This is a genomic window from Paenibacillus qinlingensis, assembly GCF_031455095.1.
In the GTDB taxonomy this organism is placed as follows: Bacteria; Bacillota; Bacilli; order Paenibacillales; family NBRC-103111; genus Paenibacillus_E; species Paenibacillus_E qinlingensis_A.
Genome location: NZ_JAVDSB010000026.1, coordinates 24490 through 41759 on the forward strand (window position 1 = coordinate 24490; position 17270 = coordinate 41759).

The following is a 17270-nucleotide window of genomic DNA, read 5'->3' on the forward strand; positions in this document are numbered from 1 at the left end:
CCCCCCTACCATATACTTCGTTTGATTAGTTTTTTGCTGAGTTCATTCCCTGCTATAATCAGGATAAAACCAACAAGAGAGTTGAATAACCCTACTGCTGTACTAAAGCTATAATCCTGTTGTCCAAGCCCTTGTCGATAAACGAAAGTACCGATGACATCTCCGGATTGATAGACGACAGAGTTATACATGGTCAGAATCTGTTCCGTACCTGCTTCAAGCAGATACCCCATGCGTAAAATTAAGATCAGAATGATCGTTGGAACAATACCTGGTAACGTAATGTGGATCATTTGTCTGATGCGGCCTGCACCATCAATGGAAGCAGCCTCATACTGTTCTTGCTCAATACCTGCAATAGCTGCGATAAAAATAATGGCGTTCCAGCCCGATTCCTTCCAACCTGCTGTAAATACGACCACACTTCGGAAGAAGTGGTTGTCCAGGAAGAAGGAGATCGGTGTCCCTCCGAACCAAGCAATAACATTGTTTACTAGACCGCCTGACGGGGACAGGATATTAATAAATAGCCCTGATATGATAACCCATGATAAGAAATGCGGAAGGAATATAATCGTTTGAATCGTCTTCTTGAAGAAAGCTTTCCGAACCTCATTCAGGAAAAGTGCAATGATGATCGGTAACGGAAATAGAAGTACGATTTTGTAGAGACTGATTAACAAGGTATTGATGAAAACCTGATAAAACTCTTCGGAATGAATGAGCTTCTCGAATTGATCCAGCCCTACCCATTTACTTCCGGCAAAGCCATCGAAAATATTAAAGTCTTGAAAAGCAATGATAATCCCATACATAGGCGCATACTTGAATAGAAAAAGAAATAGTAACCCTGGCACTAATAATAGGTATAAATCATAATTAGTTACAATAAGCTTCCAACGTCCACTGCCTTTAGTTTTCGGCTTGGCGTGAGCTGTTTTTTGTTCAATCTCTGTTAGGGTAACACTCATGAATGGCTCACCTCCGTGTTCTTATAGGTCAATTATATAGGTCGCCAGAGTGGACTTGTAGAAGGTAATATTTTTGTTTCTGGTGCAATCTTATGGTATTTCGCAAAAAAAGCCGACCTCTTTACCGAAGAGGCGGCTTTTCTCATAACGTTTATTATTTATTGATGCGACACTTGCCCTTGCTTATAAAAGATTACATTCTGACTGCTCAGCGCATTGTGAAGCGTGTCGATCGATACATCCTGAACGGGGCAGGAATCGTCCGTCGCGATGGATGCCGCAATCCCTGCGGCTTGCCCTAGCGCGTAACAAGTAGCCTGTACCCTCATGGAGGACATCGCTACATGCGTAGCTGATATTGACCGTCCCGCTACCAGTAGGTTATCCAACTGTTCTGTCACCATACAACGGTAAGGGATGTCGTAACCATCAACCTTTCGCTCATCTGTCGTTTTTTTACCATCAGGGCTATGGATATCGATCTCGTAGTTCGTTTGTGCGACCACATCCGCAAAGCGTGTCCCGCGGACAACATCTTGCTCCGTTAATGTGTATAGACCTTGAATCTGGTTAGTTTCCCGGACTCCCACTTGATTCGCGATATGCGAGAGTGTGTAGGTTTCAAATCCATTGCGTTGTAAGTAATTGACGACAGAAAACACTTGTCTCAATGCCTCAGTTTCCGCGTAATTGACATCTTCAATTTTCGCCCCATTGCCTTTGACACGCGTCATATTCACCAGCAATGTTCCGTCATTGTTTCGTTCCCAGTATAAGCGGCGGCCCTGAGGTAGATCCGATATTTCATTATATAGATAGCAGCCTTCAGGCAAAACTTGCGCTACTGGCTTACCTGTGTTTTGCATCATAAACATCAATGTCATGGGTTGGGTCATGCCATCTTCATCTCGTCCGGACGTGTAAGGTACACCTGCATCTAATGCTGCTCTTGCATCTCCCGTACAATCGATGAACTGCTTGCCTTCAAAAGCTTTCAGTCCCTCACGCGTCGATACAATGACAGCCTTCACGCTTCGATCTTCCTTCACCGTGCCGATGAACTCAGCATGATAGATGACTTGAACGCCTTCCTTCTTCATTTTCTCATTTAAGTATTGTCTCAGAATGAAAGGTGAATATTGCGGAGCAATCGACACATCGTGATCCTTAGGCAAATGGTCGGCCAGTGCTTCGGCAATCATCTCACGGTAAATACCAGTTACATTACCAATCGGCATAAAAACACTGACGTTCCCGAGCGTCCCCATACCGCCCAATTGGCCCGATTTTTCCAACAAAGTAACTTTCTTTCCTAGTCTCGCTGCACTAATGGCAGCTGCTGTTCCAGCAGGTCCACCGCCAATAACAACGACATCAGCTGAATCGTACGTTTCAATCTTTCTTTGAAAATCATAAGTTTGAGTTGGTTGGTTGCTCATCGTCATCCTTCTTTCATTAAATGAAGTTAGTTATTAGTTTGGAAAGTCCCTGTGTGGTTAGCCTTCAGCCTCTTGCAGCTTCGCCCAGGCTTGGAAAAACTTTTCCCGTTCCGCCATATCCACTTCCGCAACCTGTCTAACGTAATCCAGGTCCTCGCCGAACATCTCCGGCGTCCACTTGCGGCCGAAAGCAGCATGCGTCACTTCGTCGGCCCAGTCGTAATCTTGGAACCGCTCCATCAACGGGTGTTTGGCATCGTCACGGCAGAATTCGTACTCGGCAATTTTGCCAGGACGCCTCATCGCCTTCTCCTCAAAACCAATGCTCAAGAGCGCATATCGCTGAGCGGGAAGCTTTCCGATAATTGGATCATAGCCGCCGACGTATTGCCGCAACGCCATCCAATCGATTCCTTCTGCCTCAAGCGCCGCCTGACCAAACAACGCATGTCTTACTTCATCCCACAGATGCCGTGCCAAATCCTGATAAAACTCCCAAGGCATAAGCTTCAGGTCATAAATGACGCTAGCCAGATTCTCTACTGCGGACATTTCCTCTTGTCTGGCCTTCATCATTTGGATCAATCGGATTTGCACTGGATCATCCGGCAGATTCGGTATAGCCGTACGTCCCATTGCGGGTGACCCCATTCTTTTCGCATCCCGTACAGCCTGTTTCGGCATTTCATACACGTTGCCCGACCGCCATCTGGCAGGAACATGCGTGGAAGTACCGTGCTCGCCGCTAATGCCTCCGGCTGCTTCTAAATAGCCTAGAATTCTGGTTTCGAATTCCGCAGATAGCTCTAACGATTCCCCTTCTCGCTGTAAGGCCTCAATCATGCCCTCTCCCCACTCGATCTGTTCTCGTAAATCGGAGGAAAGTGACTTTAGCAGACGTACCGTCGGATAATCGACAAGGGGCTGGGTATCTGTCATATGTTGTGTATATGCTTTCAGTAAGGCCGGTTTCATTACCCTATACACGCCGACAAGCAGTTCTATATCGCTTTCCGCATGAATTAACTCTTCAAAAAGCAAGGTAAGTGTTACATTTGGATCTTTTTGCAACAGCATTGGAGAAGTTCTAAGCTCTAGAATGCGCCAACGGAGTGAACCTGCCGCCTCTGCGTCCTCATAAAGATGCTTGCCTAGCGCTGCCTTCAAATGCCAATGGGCTCTCGCTGGAAGCTGCCCCGCTCCTAAGCGGAACAATTGCTCATGGATATACCTGTATCTTCGCAACACCTTCGAGTTCTGCTCTACACTATAAGCGCCAGTACCGAAAGGATTTGTAATACCTGCATACGAGATCATATTGGCCTCCCTGAGTTTGAAGTATAGGGTGTATGGCACCATTATAGGTGGAGAAAGCCTCATTTGGCTTTATCAAAACACGCTTTTGATTTATCAAAACGTCTTTTTCGTTTATTCGCGTCTCAATTGGCTTGGCGGACATCCAAATCGAAGTTTATACATTTTTGAAAAATGATGCACGCTCGAAAATCCACAACTGTCAGCGATGCTTTGCAGCGACATGGAGGTGCCACGCAACAAGTCAGTCGCATAATTAAGCCTCAGCTTCAACAAATATTGATGAGGAGCAACTCCGAATTGATTTCGAAATATCAGAGAGAAATAAGAACGGGACATAAGCGCTTTTCGGGCCATTTCCTCCACAGAAAGGGGCTCAGACAACCGATACTGCATGTAAGCAGGTACCCAATGTAAAGAGGATGAGCTTTTGTGTTCTGAGCTGTCTACTGGCGTATATTCTTTAAATAATTCCAAGATGATTTCTGCAGCATGTACATGTGCTTGAAGGAGATCGAGGACATTTTTTCGGTTCCAATGCTCAATGATTTGCTGAAAGACATCTGCCATCCACTCGTTTCTGGTTGACTTAAATACGACAGGCACAGCAATGTCTGCAAAAGTCGTGAGGTTGGGTTGCATATTCGTCATAACAGGGGGAGTGACAAGCTCGACGGGTACAATCATTGGCGGCCGCTCCCCACCTCCGGACGGAAGCAGCCCAAAGTGGAGCGCCAAAACAGTCAGAGGCGACTCCGATTCGAGCTGATGCAGAATACCAGGTTGAATAAAACTGAAATACCCCGGCTTCAGAATATGTGTATTCGCATCAATAGTTAATTCTGCTGAACCTTCTTGTACGTAAAGCAGCAAATAATCTGTAATGATTCTCGCGTGCGTATTCCACTGTTTAAAATACAACTGATCAGCGTATCGAATGTGTGGTATTACATCTTGATTTAGAATGGATTCAGCTGCCAATTCCTTTGCTTCCTTTCAACCCGCCCAGTATGAGACGGAAAAACCTTAACCACTGTTAAAAAACAGAGAATAAGGTTTTCCATACCTAGAAGGATATTTAATAGGTAAACCAATTTAAATCAGCGACGGAAGTTCCGCCCTTGAATACAATGTACAGGTTCTTCATTCCACTCGCTCCTGTTACAGGTACTGTCGCTGTCTTGTAGGATGTCCAGCTCCCCGTACCTGCTAAGGAGACTGAGCCCAATAATGTCCCCGTCGTACTTCCACTGCGCAGTTCCAAAGTAGCATTCGTATTCGCCGTTGCGTATCTGAAACGAATATTGGAGACACCGCTTCCGAAATTGACGTTATTGTAGTACACGTAATCGTTATTCGCGGTTTGACCGACTTTGCTGCCTCCACCAACATCTGCAGTCGCAGCTACGACGATACCAGACTGTCCGCTATAGTTTTCTGCTTCCACTTTGGTCGTGGACTTCAGCAAAGTCGGATACATCCACGAGTAGGACAAGTAATAACCGCTGTTGCTGTTAACATTGGCTGTAATGGGACGATAAGGAGCAACGTAGCTTTCGTAATTCGGATCTTGATACACTTCAGCCATTGCTTCAAAAAGATCCACTGGCCATTTATTGGCTACCATCGGATTCGCAAAATTTTGCGTTCCGCCATATGGCCATTCTGCCACATGTCCATTGACATAATAGAAATATTTGTCTAATGCCAGCTTGATGCTTTTGCCGTTTGGTGAGGTCCAGTTATACAAATCTTCACCGGTATCATTGTACACAATTTCGGCTGCCGCAGTTATTGGGGCAAGTGCGAAATAGTGATACCACATGGCATTAGCGCCTCTTGTTGTTTCATCCGTAATAAAGCCTTGTGAATCTATTGACGTATCGATCTGGGTTTTCAGGTTAGCAACTTCTGCTGCAAAGGCTGTGCTGTTATCTGTGAAATGATAAAATGACAACTGCGCATACAGACTCCAGTCCCACCAGTTGTTTCGCTGACCAATCGCATCCCATTTGTTCAAGCATTCATTGGTTACCCAGGCAATAAATTGATTCTGGTCTGTGCTGCTCCAGCCGGAGTAGCCCTTGATTATTTCAGCGGCTTTAATTAAGCCAACAGCCAAGTAAGCTGTTACCAATGGAGCATCTGATCCCGTAATGTTGGTATTGGTCGTTGCCCAGCTATTAATTAAATCTCTAGCTTTATTGGCATAAGCTGTGTTACCTGTGTAGCGGTAAGCAAGTGCCGTCGAGTACGCTGCTTTGGCGTCAATTTCCATTGGCAGCTTGCCAGCCTGGTGTCCCGTTGGATCGGAATAGGCATTAGGTATATTCCAGGTTGCTGTGGCATGACTAGTAACGAGTAGCCCCGCATTGGCGTCCGCCAACATACTCGTATAAGCACTATTCCAAGGCGATTGATTCGCTGTCACTTTACTACTCGTGAAAGCGATATCATATTCGGTCGTAATACCTCCAGTATGTGTGTATGCCATCGCAGCACTTGAGAAAACCATCATAGAGGATAACGCCACCGCTAAGCCGATCGTAAACTTTCGTATTTTCATCATCAACCCTACCTCCTAATTTTCATTCATTCAAGCGTAAATCTAAGTAGAAACCGCTTACACCACCTCTTTGAGAACAATTATATCGAGGTCGTAAAATGTTAGGTAGAAGGTAATATTCCTGTTTCTGGTGCAATCCTAAGGTTTTCGTGAGTATATCACTAAACCAAAAGAGCATTCTCCATCAATTGAGGAATGCTCTAGGAATGCTCTTGGTGCTAGCTGTTGCTATTAGGTTCGATAATTTGCTGCTGTAATTGAAATCTCGCTGTAATCGTGGTTCCTTCTCCTAGCTGAGATTGAATGCTTAGCCCATAGGCTTCCCCGGAGAACAAACGAATTCGCTCATTGACATTGTATAAACCATACGAGCTGCCAGAACCATCTGTTCGCATAGCCGGCCTAGGTTCTGTAAGCAAGGTTTGGGCAAAATCAGGATCCATACCAATACCATCATCGGTAACAGATAAGAATAAATTATCCTCTTCGATGTAAGCACGAATCGTAATTTTACCTGTCTTCCCTTTGGATTTACGTATGCCATGAAGTAAGGCATTTTCTACAATTGGCTGCAAAGTGAGTTTAGGAATGAGACATGTTTCTAATGTATGTCCTCCTCTTGTTTCTTCCTCAGCTTCATCTTTCCCTGCTAGCTCAAAGACGAATTCGAAGCTTTTGGGAAAACGCGACTGTTGAATTTCTAGGTATACCTTTGCAAGCTCCAACTCATCCGTAACGGTTACGACATCTTTCCCTTTATTTAAGCTCAACCTAAAATAACGAGCAAGCCCGTCAATCATATGACTAATATCGTGCACTTTATGTCCGATGGCAATCCAATTAATCGTATCTAATGTATTGTAGAGAAAATGCGGATTAATTTGCGCTTGCAGGGCACGCAGTTGCGCTTCTCGCTCTTGTACCTTCGATCTGTAGGTTTCCTCCATTAAATCCTTCACACGATGGATGAGATGATCCACACTTTTTTCTAGTAGATTAAAATCGCCATCCGATGTGACCGTCCTTTCCTCCAGGCCAGCCACACCCTCACGTTTAATGGCTCTTATCACCGTCTGGACGCGGCGATTCATGCCACGAACGATAAAGGCTAATAAAATGAAAACGAGGATCAGGAATAGTATCGTCACCCCTGTTAACGTAGCAACACTCGAAAATTGATTTAATGAGGCAGCCCTTGAGTTAATCCCCTTCTTGGGGACCTCGGCAACCAGTTTCCAACCTGTAGCATCGATCGTGGTGTAAACGACATATTGTTGCGTATCATTTTCAACAATTGGCGATACACCTTCCTTATTTGCTTCAATAGCTTGTAAAACCGCTTTCGATTCTAGCTTTGTCCCTAATAAGGATTTATCGCTGTGAAACACAATGGAACCATCCGGAGCTACGATAAAGACACGCTGGTCATTGTTCAGCGAGATACCTGCCACAATATTTTCAAGCGTCTTCGCTTCTACGTCTAGGGATAAGAAACCTGATACATTGTCATAATGATTCGGGTCTCTTAGAAGGCGAATGCCCGAAAAAATAAATTTGGTATCCTCTGGATTTTCAATAAATTTCTCATCATAAACACCTGTCCAAACGAGACGACCGCTAGCTGATTTGACTTTCTCATACCAAGGACGTGTCATAAGCGTTTCGATTGTGAAAAAATTTACTTTCTCATGTGAGAATAGCTTTTGCTCATCTACATACAGTCGAACACGAAACACATTCGTATTGATCTGGATATTATCAATTAATAATCGCATTTCTTTTAAAGCATCAATTTGTTCGCTGTAAGAGGATGAGTTATTTAAATACTCCACCAGCTTAACATTCGTAAACAACGAATTGGACGTATCCCGCAAGTTATCGAACTGATGATCCAAATTAATTTCAGCCTGTTTCAACGTTTGCAGCATCGAACGCGTCACTTCTTCTTCCAGAATGTGCGAATATCGCTGCGAATAGGCATATAGAAAAATCGAAGCTGGAATTATAATCAACACTACATAAGCTATCAGCCACAGCCTCGCTGCAAGAACACTTTTGAAAATCATCGTAATAAACGCCCAGCTTCTGTTCTTGAAGTGCATGCTTGCCCCTACTCTCTTTACATAACTTGATCGCGGAAGGTGCTCGGCGTGTATCCCGTATATTTTTTGAAAATCTTGCTAAAATAACTAGGATCCGAATACCCTACCGCATAGCATACTTCATAGAACTTATTGGCGGGATCCTTCAAGAGTGCTTTCGCCTGCTCGATGCGAACCTTCGTCATATATTCATTAATCGTTTCCCCAGTCTCTTGTTTAAAAAGCAGGCACAAATATGTCGTAGATAAGAACACTTCCGTCGCAATATCCCCCACTTGCAGGTTCTCTGCATACCGTTTGTCAATAATGGATCGTGTACGCTCGATCACATTCTTAGATTTGCCATTACGCTTCTCACTAATTCGCTCACAGACCTCAAGCAAATACGCTTCCACAAGGCTGCGTAATGCGCCTAACGTTTCTTGTTGAAATACTTTAGACAGCAGTTCGTTCTCTTTGCTTTCGAGATCCCCTTTCTGGACATGCAGCTCCAACAGGATCCGGCTGGCTAGAAGCAGCAGTTGTAGACTGATGTTGCGTCCGTAAGCAATGCCATCTGTCCGATTCCGTGAAAGCGCAATGTAGATTTCGTACAAATCCTCCTGTACTTTTAGGTTATCGGCTGACCTCAGGGAAGACACAATCCGCTCTTGCTGCGCAGCATCGAATCGATAGACGCTTTCTTGATCTTGTTCCAAATTATCCATGGAAATAATCTGATTTTTGCCAAGAAACCAACGCTGGTCAGAAGCTTCCTTCGCTTGTAAGTACGATTGTGGCAAGCTCGCAAGCTTGTAAATCCGTTCCCCTACACCAATCGTCACGCTGATTTTCAAATAATTATGAAGGCTCTCACGCACTTCCTCCGCTAAGGTGAACAGCTGGCTTTCCTGATCATCTTCCTGCGTCAAGCGTAGAATGCCTACGAATTCACCGATCTGATTTTCAAACACATAGCCGCCAATATCTCGTTCTATCAGCTCCTGCACAATATTCAAAACGGAATACGAAAGCAACTGTTGATCTCTCTCGGAGCGGGTTTGCGCTACCTCGCTTGCATCATCAATTCGAATGGCGATGACCCAATAGGCTCCCTCCATTGGCAAGTTTAATCCAAGAAAATCGATACGGTCTTGCACACGGCTAGGATAAATAACCCCTTCACGTATCAGGGACATGAGAAATTTTTCCCTCAGCAAGGGCATGCTTTGAATCAGTTTGACCTGCATGTCCTCAATGAGCTTACGCTCGTGATGCTCCGCATTAAGAGCGCTTACTAATCGTTCGATCACAATCTCTAACTCACCCAAATTGACGGGCTTAAACATATAATCAACCGCTTTAACCTTTAGCGCGGATTTCAAATATTCAGCATCATCGTGGCCGCTGACAAACACAATTTTGATATGAGGAAACTTGCCACTTAACTGGTTGGACATCTGAATCCCATCCATATTAGGCATTCGCACATCCGTGAGCACGATATCCGGCTTCTCACGCTCGATCACTTCTAGCGCAACGTCACCGTCATCTGCTTCGCCTACAACCTCAATTCCGTAAGCCTTCCAGTCAACATAATTACTCAATCCGAAACGAACGGTCGGTTCATCGTCTACAATGACAAGTTTATACATCTGATGTCGGCCTCCCTACTAGCAGTTCTCTACATTATAACTTGGACTAAGCCATAGGACATAGGAAGATCTTATGATTTCTGGTGAGATATTATGGGACCCTTGCGAAGGACAGGAGCTGTTGTAAGACCTACATGAAACTCACCTTGAATACGAATATGTTCAAAAGGTAATGTCGGATTCGCAATCCGCCACAGCATGCGATCCGCTGCACGATATCCCGTTTGTGCAATCGGTAGAAGCGGTCGTGTGAATTCCGGCAGCGTATCGAGCTGCTCATTTAATAATCCAACTAAGGAAATATCGTCGGGGACTCGTAAGTTGAGCTCCTTGCAAATATCATGCACGATAGCTACTTCATGATCAATTCCACAAATAATGGCGCTGGGTTTATGGTGTGCGATTTGACTGGCGAGTTGCTTACACCACTGCATATCTACATCGCGCAGTCCGATGCTGTGCTCAGTAGGTATGATCGTAATACCGGATGCATGCATCGCATAGTTGAAAGCCTGCCAACGTAGAATCGATCCTCGCTGCATCTGAATATCGCCAACATACATGATGCGCTCATGTCCTTGACCTCGCATATAGGCGACCGCTTGACAAGTCGCTTCATAAACATCCCAGATCACACTATCTATTTTCACACCAGTTGGTGGAAAACTCAGTAAAATTCGAGGGATAGGCAGGTTAAAAAGTGCTGCTTCCCACGCCTGAGGCAAAATGCTCGGTGCAATAAAAACACCATCCGCATATTGGACGCCTGCTTCCTCCAGCCATTTGCCCATCTTCTCTTGCTTGACACGCTGCGGCAACATGAGTAGCTCAATCCGATGACCAAAGGAGAAGAAACGTTCTTGCAGTCCTTGTAGCAGCAGGCGGTTATATGACACGGATTCCGCTGTCTGTATGAGGAGGAACCGCAGCCGTTCATTCGGATAAGGTGCGATATGGTCGAGTCTTAAGCTGCGAATTTGATCCATCGTATAATAGCCGAGCTTCTCGGCAGTCTGAACAATGAGCTGACGGGTTGCTTCCGACATGCCTTGTTTGCCTTTCAATGCTTTATTCACAGTTTGCACCGTTAAGCCAAGCTCTATCGCGATGGTTTTCAAGGTGACTGCTTTACGGGTTGGCATAGGAAAGGGTTCACCTCCTGAGTATGACGAGAAAGGTTAGAACGTTACGGATATGACAGGATTCAAACTCACTATATCATGCTTACTTTTTAGATGAAACAAAAATTAAACTATCTCCTAACAAGCAGCGATCTATAATGAAAGCAAAGACACTAGGAGGCCTATTCGAATGACAAATACAACAACTAACAACTTAACCGTTACGATACCTGCTCAAAAACTTAGCGTAAGTCACACACCTGATGTCGTCGTCATTGGCGGCGGTGCTACAGGTATCGCAGCTGCTATCGCTGCCGCTCGTAATGGTGCTAGTACACTATTAATTGAGCAACGCGGCTATCTCGGCGGCATGGGAACTGCTGCTTTAGTACCTGCATTTTGTCCCTATACAGATGGTGAGAAACCTGTTATTCGCGGGATTGGACTAGATCTACTTGAGAAAATGAAGCATGCCGCAGGTTCAGACTTTCTGAACCGTTATGAAAAGCAATTGGACTGGGTACCTATTGATGTAGAAACGCTCAAACGCGTCTATGATGCCGAAGTTTTAGCTAGTGGTGCACAAGTGCTATTCCATACCGTTGCGGATCAAGTGCTGCTCGATGGCGATCGCATTAGCGGGTTGGTCATTAGCAATAAATCCGGACGTTCGGTTGTGCAAGCAAAGCTGTACATCGATGCGTCTGGCGATGCCGATCTTGCTGCATTAGCTGGTGTTCCTTTCCAAGTTGGCGGGGAAAATGGTGAACTGCAGCCAGGTACGATGTGTTATGTCGTGACTGGTGCGGATCAGGAACGATTTGAAAAGTATATTGCTGAAAGTGGTCAGCATAAGCAACTTGAAGAGCTCGTGACATTGGCCCAGCAAAAAGGAGAATTGCCTGAAGGCCGCAAACGGATCTCTGGCATGGCCTGGATTTCCAACTCCGTTGTAGGCTTTAACTTTGGTCATGTTTTCAACATTGATGGCACGAAAGCCGAAGATTTGACTCGCGCGGCGATTGAAGGCCGTCAGTTGATCGAAACCCAGATTCGTTTTCTGAAAAAGTACGTGCCTGGCTTCGAAAATATTTTCCTCGTCCACTCCGGCGACCAGATCGGCATTCGTGAAACACGCCGCATTCAAGGTGACTATACGTTGGTTGTGGAAGATTTCCTTACGATGCGTAGTTTCGAGGACGATATCGCGCGCAATTCCTATTTCATTGATATCCATTTGGCCAACGCTGGCTCTACGATGACGATTAAACATTTGCCAAAAGGAAAATCTCACGGCGTGCCTTATCGCTGTATGCTTCCACAAGGTAAATCGAACCTGATCGTCGCTGGACGCTCCGTTTCATCCGATCGTCCCGTGCAAGGTTCGCTTCGCGTTATGCCGAACTGCTTTGCGATGGGAGAAGCCGCAGGCGTTGCTGCTTCAATGGCAAGCGTTGATGGAGTTGGCTTCCGCGAAGTATCCATCCCTGCGTTGCAACGCAAGTTGATTGAGCAAGGCGCTTATCTGGGCGAAAACCCTGGTGTGGCGGATGCGGTACAGGAAGTCGCTGCGGGTGCTGTTAAGTTCGAGGATGAGTGTTAATTGAAGGAGTGACTGGCCAGTATGGTAACCAAATGGGCAGGAAAAACCTGGGGAACACTCGGTGACAGCATTACGGAAGCAGGCGGCTACCAGCCGATTGTTCAGGAAGCGCTAAGCTTTGCGAGCGTTTTTAATTATGGTAAAAGCGGCTGTCCGATGACCGCCGGCGGCGATCGTGACTATGGTGCTACGACGCATGTTGGCCGGACGATTGACCCTGCGCTGGATTGCGTTAGCATCTTCGCAGGCGTGAATGATTTTCGGCTGGATAAGCCGATAGGCGAGCTTGGCAGTACAGACGTGTATACGTTCCACGGTGCGTATGCCACGTTGGTTGAGGACATACTGACGAGAAATCCGACGTGCAGGTTAAGCCTGTGGACGCCGCTGCAGCGTGACAAAGATCAGTATGACATTTTCTATGTCAATGCCGCTGGGCATCGACTTGTTGATTATGTGGACGCGATTCAGCAGATTGGCCAGCTATATGCGCTGCCTGTGTTGAATCTATACGCGGAGAGCGGAATGAATAAGCTGACGCTACCGCACTTCACATCGGATGGCTTGCATCCGAATGAGGCTGGGCATCGGCGGATTGCCGATATGATTGTGCCTTTTTTGTTGCGATTATAAAAGATAAGGAAACAGCCGTCGTGGGGTTAGCTACCTGCGGCGGCTGTTTTTTCGTGAGTGAGTGACTAGTGTGGGAGAGCAGTTGCAGGCAGGTGAATGGTGGAAATGTGTGGCGGCGGGGAGGGGTGATACTAGATCAGGTAAAGATGCGAAATAGCTGGATTTTATCCAGCTATTTCAGCGACTTTAGCCTGTTATTTGCGAATAAATGGATAAAGTCCATCTATTCTTAGCCCTTTAGGCACTATTCGTTGTTTCCCTCGAAATTAACTGCATACTTTCCATTTAATTGAATAAATCGATGGTTTCTCGATAAATTAACTGTATATTTTCCATTAATCTATATTTGCGAGCAAGCCACTTCCAACTAACGCGTACTTAACGATACGCTGCCCCTTCCCACTATAAGCTGGCGTGAGCAAGCCTCTCGAGCAAAGCTTCTTCAGCATCATGACTGCTGTCCGATGATCAATATCAAAATGCTGCTCCACATCCTTCGGCCGAATCGGCTTTGCACGCTGAAAGGCGAGACGAAGGACTTCTTTTTCTGCCATGTGAGCCCGTGGAACAGGCGTTGAACTCGCTTGATATCTCGCTATCACCATTCGAAGCAAGGTTATGCACAGCTCTGGCCTTTGCTCAACATCATCATAACTGAAAGAAATGACTTGATACCCCATCGCATGAAGAAACGTTTCACGATTTAATTCATTGCAAAATTTTTGCCTGTCCAAATCACGAACATGCGAGGCATAGCCTTTTATTTCTATAATCAGTTTCACAAAACCTGGCAACCACGCAAAATCCGCAAAGTAAGAACGTCCGCGCCAATCAAGTACCTCATATTCAGGGTGAAGATTTTCGAAGTCCCCACGTAGGATCCACCAAATTTGTTTCGCAAATAGCGCCTCCCCATGCCCATGTCCTCTATCCAATCTTCCGCGACGCTCCCCACTACGATTGTCCAAATGTTTTCGAATAAATATGTCATGTTCTTCCTCAACATTCATTTTGCTCATTCCTCTCTAGAAAAATAGAAAAACGCCCCGCAGCCACTCAATTGAATGGAACGGGACGTTCTTCGTCACTCAATTGTCATTATAAGGGAATTTGCGATGAATGACTAGCCCTCGGCCCTGATAATCTAGAATCCACAGCGATTTAACGAGCAGTTAACAATATACTTTTTAACTGGATTTCCTGCAGTTAATTTGGCGGGATGGAAAGTCGCGAGTGGGTGCGGGGAGTAGACGCCAAGGACTACAAGAAGCAAAATAAAAATAAGCCCCTCGACCTATCGAAGGACTTACCGTCTCTAGCAGCCCTTACAGCTACTTCAATTTATAGCTCACGAACGCCAATCGCCGACTATCCGGCGACCACGAGTTCACGTTGATCGTTCCCTGTCCGCCAAACAGTGAGACCAACAGCCGTGAAGGACCTCCCGCGCTGGCCATGATACGAATTTCCACCTCTTTATTCGGTGGATGCGCAGCAGGTTCCACATCTCCCTTGCGATAGGCGATAAAAGCAACCGTATTCCCGTCCGGGGCTACGTGCGGGAACCAATTATTGCTCTCATCGAAGGTCATCTGCAACTGCTCACTGCCATCCACCTTCATCCGCCATACTTGCATGAGACCGGATCGCGTCGAGTTAAACCAGATATGCTGACCATCGGGCGAATACTCGGGGCCATCATCCAGCCCTGGCACATCCGTAAGCTGCCGCTCCACACCGCCAACGACGGAAATGGTGTACACATTGTACACGCCATTGCGCTCAGCACAATAGGCGAGTTGACGCCCATCCGGCGACCACCCATGCAGATAGCTAGGGGCCATCGGCGTAATCAGAACAGGTGGTCCACCTGCCAAAGGAAGAACATAAATACGTGACTGCCCATCTTCCTCCGTGTGATGACTAACGGCAATCTGCTTATTATCTGGTGATAGCACATGGTCATTATTGCACCAGTTCGCATAGCCAGAGTCTATCACTTTACTCTCTCCAGTAGCGATTTCATAGGCGTAGAGCAGGCCTCGCTGATTGTAGATGAGTCTCTCGCCATCCTGCGTCCAATTCGGCGCCTCAATCAAGTCATCGAACTCGGCCAGTACTTGCCGTTCTCCTGTCTCCACATGCACAATTTCAAGAAAGCTGATCACATTCCGTTCTTCACGCTTGCGAGGCTGCTGCAGCGTATTCATTGGGCTCACCGTCCTTTTAAGACCATCATAAGAGTTCGCTCAGAATGATGTCAAATCTTATTGCCGGCGGGCTCAGGGCCCAATCCCACTACTTAACTCCACGTAACTAAGTGAACTAATAGTGCGTTCTTGTCGGCCAACCCTACCTCCTTTATACTTACAGCAACAATAGGATGATGAGAGGATGATTCTAGCAGATGAAGTATAGAAATATGGGACGCAGCGGGTTAAAAGTAAGTGAAATCGCCTTAGGAAGCTGGCTTACATATGGAACAGCCGCCGAGCAAAAAGCCGCAGATGCTTGCATCGCGAAAGCTTTTGAAAGCGGCATTAATTTCTTCGATACCGCGAATGCTTATAATCGTGGTGAAGGCGAGAAAGCCATGGGAGCCGCCCTAAAAGGGTACGATCGCTCGAGCTATGTGCTCTCGACGAAGGTGTATTTCCCGATGGGCGATGGCCCGAATGATCGCGGTTTATCCCGCAAGCACATCTTCGAGCAATGCGATGCCAGCTTGAAACGACTTGGCGTGGACTACGTCGATATCTATTTCTGCCATCGGTACGACGTTCACACACCGCTGGAGGAAACGCTTCGTGCGCTGGACGATTTGGTCGCGCAAGGCAAAATTCTTTACCCCGCCGTCAGCGAATGGAACGGCGCTCAAATTACGGAAGCCGCAAGCATCGCTGAGCGTCTTCGTCTTCGTCCGCTGATTTCGAATCAGCCGATCTATAATATGTTCGAGCGCTATATTGAGCGCGAGGTACTTCCTGTCTCCGAGCAAAAAGGACTCGGACAAGTTGTTTTTTCACCGCTTGCACAAGGGATTCTGACTGGCAAATATAAGCTGGGACAGCCACTACCAGCCGATAGTCGTGCTGCGAACAACTCCGTAAATAGCATCATTAACAGCTATCTCAACGACCATATTCTCCAGACCGTTCATGAGCTGGAGGAACTTGCACAAAAGCTAGACATGTCCCTAGCGCAGCTTGCAATAGCATGGGTTCTTCGCCAACCAGGCATTAGTACCGCGCTGATTGGTGCAACCAAACCTGAGCAGATCGAGGAAAACGTGAAGGCTGTGAACGTTACACTCGGAGCAGAGACATTGGAGCAGATTGAGACTATTTTGAAAAAAGTTGCCGACTTCTCTCCAGCACGATAATACCCAAATAAGCAAAGCAAAAGATGCCGTTTCTAAGGTCAAATGACCATAGGAACGGCTTTTTATGATAGAATAGGTGTTATTTCCCAGTAGAAGTCTTGTAATAAATAACCAATAAGAGGCGTATTACTTCATATCTAACAAATCAGAAAATGGGAGGCTTTTATGGATAACCGGCAAATATTATCCGCTTTAAGCTATTTCAGTGTATTTTTTGCTCCATTTCTATTGCCTATTGTTATTTATTTCGTTGTTACGGACCATGAGGTTAAACATCATGCGAAATGGGCGTTCCTCTCCCATTGCTTACCCATTGCAGGCTTCATTCTTACCTGGCTATTGGGTTTAAACAGTATCGTGAATGGCGGTCACATGTCACAGTTCATTATTCCGTTGATATTAACCGGGCTTGCTTATTTGGTCGTCTTTATTTGGAATATTGTGATGGGCATTAAGGTGTTGGCTCGTTAAAGAGACCACCCGACACATCCTCGTGTCAGGCGGT

At 46.1% G+C, this 17270-nt stretch carries 14 protein-coding genes; 4 read left to right on the forward strand and 10 right to left on the reverse strand.

Translation table 11 applies throughout. The annotated features are described in order from the left end of the window. Nucleotides 1-5: 5 nt before the first annotated feature. From J2736_RS32120 to J2736_RS32155, 8 genes are all read right to left on the reverse strand, one after another. Nucleotides 6-971: an ABC transporter permease gene (locus tag J2736_RS32120; RefSeq protein WP_310502628.1), complete on the reverse strand. Its 966-nt coding sequence runs from the start codon at nucleotides 969-971 to the stop codon at nucleotides 6-8. A gap of 158 nt (nucleotides 972-1129) precedes the next feature. Beyond that, nucleotides 1130-2410 (reverse strand): FAD-dependent oxidoreductase, encoded by a 1281-nt coding sequence (locus tag J2736_RS32125; RefSeq protein ID WP_310502629.1) that lies wholly within the window; start codon nucleotides 2408-2410, stop codon nucleotides 1130-1132. Between the two features lie 57 nt (nucleotides 2411-2467). Next, entirely contained in the window at nucleotides 2468-3727 is a 1260-nt protein-coding gene (locus J2736_RS32130) for a hypothetical protein (protein WP_310502630.1), read from the reverse strand. A 111-nt stretch (nucleotides 3728-3838) separates the two neighbouring features. Then, a complete protein-coding gene (locus tag J2736_RS32135; RefSeq protein ID WP_310502631.1) occupies nucleotides 3839-4705 on the reverse strand; it encodes an AraC family transcriptional regulator in 867 nt (288 codons plus the stop codon). Nucleotides 4706-4802: 97 nt separating this feature from the next. Beyond that, nucleotides 4803-6293, reverse strand: coding sequence for an alginate lyase family protein (locus J2736_RS32140; protein ID WP_310502632.1), 1491 nt, complete (start codon nucleotides 6291-6293; stop codon nucleotides 4803-4805). Nucleotides 6294-6508: 215 nt separating this feature from the next. Then, entirely contained in the window at nucleotides 6509-8392 is a 1884-nt protein-coding gene (locus J2736_RS32145) for a cache domain-containing sensor histidine kinase (protein ID WP_310502633.1), read from the reverse strand. 17 nt (nucleotides 8393-8409) lie between these two features. Then, nucleotides 8410-10026, reverse strand: coding sequence for a response regulator (locus J2736_RS32150; protein ID WP_310502634.1), 1617 nt, complete (start codon nucleotides 10024-10026; stop codon nucleotides 8410-8412). Between the two features lie 71 nt (nucleotides 10027-10097). Further along, nucleotides 10098-11168: a LacI family DNA-binding transcriptional regulator gene (locus J2736_RS32155; protein WP_310502635.1), complete on the reverse strand. Its 1071-nt coding sequence runs from the start codon at nucleotides 11166-11168 to the stop codon at nucleotides 10098-10100. Between the two features lie 169 nt (nucleotides 11169-11337). On the opposite strand from J2736_RS32155, the gene J2736_RS32160 reads away from it, so the two are divergent. Beyond that, on the forward strand, nucleotides 11338-12750 hold the full coding sequence (locus J2736_RS32160) for an FAD-dependent oxidoreductase (RefSeq protein WP_310502636.1): 1413 nt from the start codon (nucleotides 11338-11340) through the stop codon (nucleotides 12748-12750). A 21-nt stretch (nucleotides 12751-12771) separates the two neighbouring features. Beyond that, nucleotides 12772-13383: an SGNH/GDSL hydrolase family protein gene (locus J2736_RS32165; protein WP_310502637.1), complete on the forward strand. Its 612-nt coding sequence runs from the start codon at nucleotides 12772-12774 to the stop codon at nucleotides 13381-13383. A 335-nt stretch (nucleotides 13384-13718) separates the two neighbouring features. On the opposite strand, the gene J2736_RS32170 is transcribed toward J2736_RS32165, so the two are convergent. Continuing rightward, nucleotides 13719-14402: a DUF559 domain-containing protein gene (locus J2736_RS32170; RefSeq protein WP_310502638.1), complete on the reverse strand. Its 684-nt coding sequence runs from the start codon at nucleotides 14400-14402 to the stop codon at nucleotides 13719-13721. Nucleotides 14403-14714: 312 nt separating this feature from the next. After that, nucleotides 14715-15593, reverse strand: a complete 879-nt coding sequence (locus tag J2736_RS32175) for a TolB family protein (protein ID WP_310502639.1) — start codon at nucleotides 15591-15593, stop codon at nucleotides 14715-14717. A 197-nt stretch (nucleotides 15594-15790) separates the two neighbouring features. On the opposite strand from J2736_RS32175, the gene J2736_RS32180 reads away from it, so the two are divergent. Continuing rightward, nucleotides 15791-16765, forward strand: coding sequence for an aldo/keto reductase family protein (locus J2736_RS32180; RefSeq protein WP_310502640.1), 975 nt, complete (start codon nucleotides 15791-15793; stop codon nucleotides 16763-16765). Nucleotides 16766-16930: 165 nt separating this feature from the next. Then, nucleotides 16931-17236 (forward strand): hypothetical protein, encoded by a 306-nt coding sequence (locus J2736_RS32185; protein WP_310502641.1) that lies wholly within the window; start codon nucleotides 16931-16933, stop codon nucleotides 17234-17236. Nucleotides 17237-17270: the final 34 nt, after the last annotated feature.

Coding starts and splice junctions, on each gene's coding strand:
- J2736_RS32160 (WP_310502636.1), top strand. CDS start 11,338: ATGACAAATACAACAACTAACAACTTAACCGTTACGATACCTGCTCAA.
- J2736_RS32175 (WP_310502639.1), bottom strand. CDS start 15,593: ATGAATACGCTGCAGCAGCCTCGCAAGCGTGAAGAACGGAATGTGATC.
- J2736_RS32125 (WP_310502629.1), bottom strand. CDS start 2,410: ATGAGCAACCAACCAACTCAAACTTATGATTTTCAAAGAAAGATTGAA.
- J2736_RS32145 (WP_310502633.1), bottom strand. CDS start 8,392: ATGCACTTCAAGAACAGAAGCTGGGCGTTTATTACGATGATTTTCAAA.
- J2736_RS32155 (WP_310502635.1), bottom strand. CDS start 11,168: ATGCCAACCCGTAAAGCAGTCACCTTGAAAACCATCGCGATAGAGCTT.
- J2736_RS32120 (WP_310502628.1), bottom strand. CDS start 971: ATGAGTGTTACCCTAACAGAGATTGAACAAAAAACAGCTCACGCCAAG.
- J2736_RS32165 (WP_310502637.1), top strand. CDS start 12,772: ATGGTAACCAAATGGGCAGGAAAAACCTGGGGAACACTCGGTGACAGC.
- J2736_RS32185 (WP_310502641.1), top strand. CDS start 16,931: ATGGATAACCGGCAAATATTATCCGCTTTAAGCTATTTCAGTGTATTT.
- J2736_RS32170 (WP_310502638.1), bottom strand. CDS start 14,402: ATGAGCAAAATGAATGTTGAGGAAGAACATGACATATTTATTCGAAAA.
- J2736_RS32180 (WP_310502640.1), top strand. CDS start 15,791: ATGAAGTATAGAAATATGGGACGCAGCGGGTTAAAAGTAAGTGAAATC.
- J2736_RS32140 (WP_310502632.1), bottom strand. CDS start 6,293: ATGATGAAAATACGAAAGTTTACGATCGGCTTAGCGGTGGCGTTATCC.
- J2736_RS32150 (WP_310502634.1), bottom strand. CDS start 10,026: ATGTATAAACTTGTCATTGTAGACGATGAACCGACCGTTCGTTTCGGA.
- J2736_RS32130 (WP_310502630.1), bottom strand. CDS start 3,727: ATGATCTCGTATGCAGGTATTACAAATCCTTTCGGTACTGGCGCTTAT.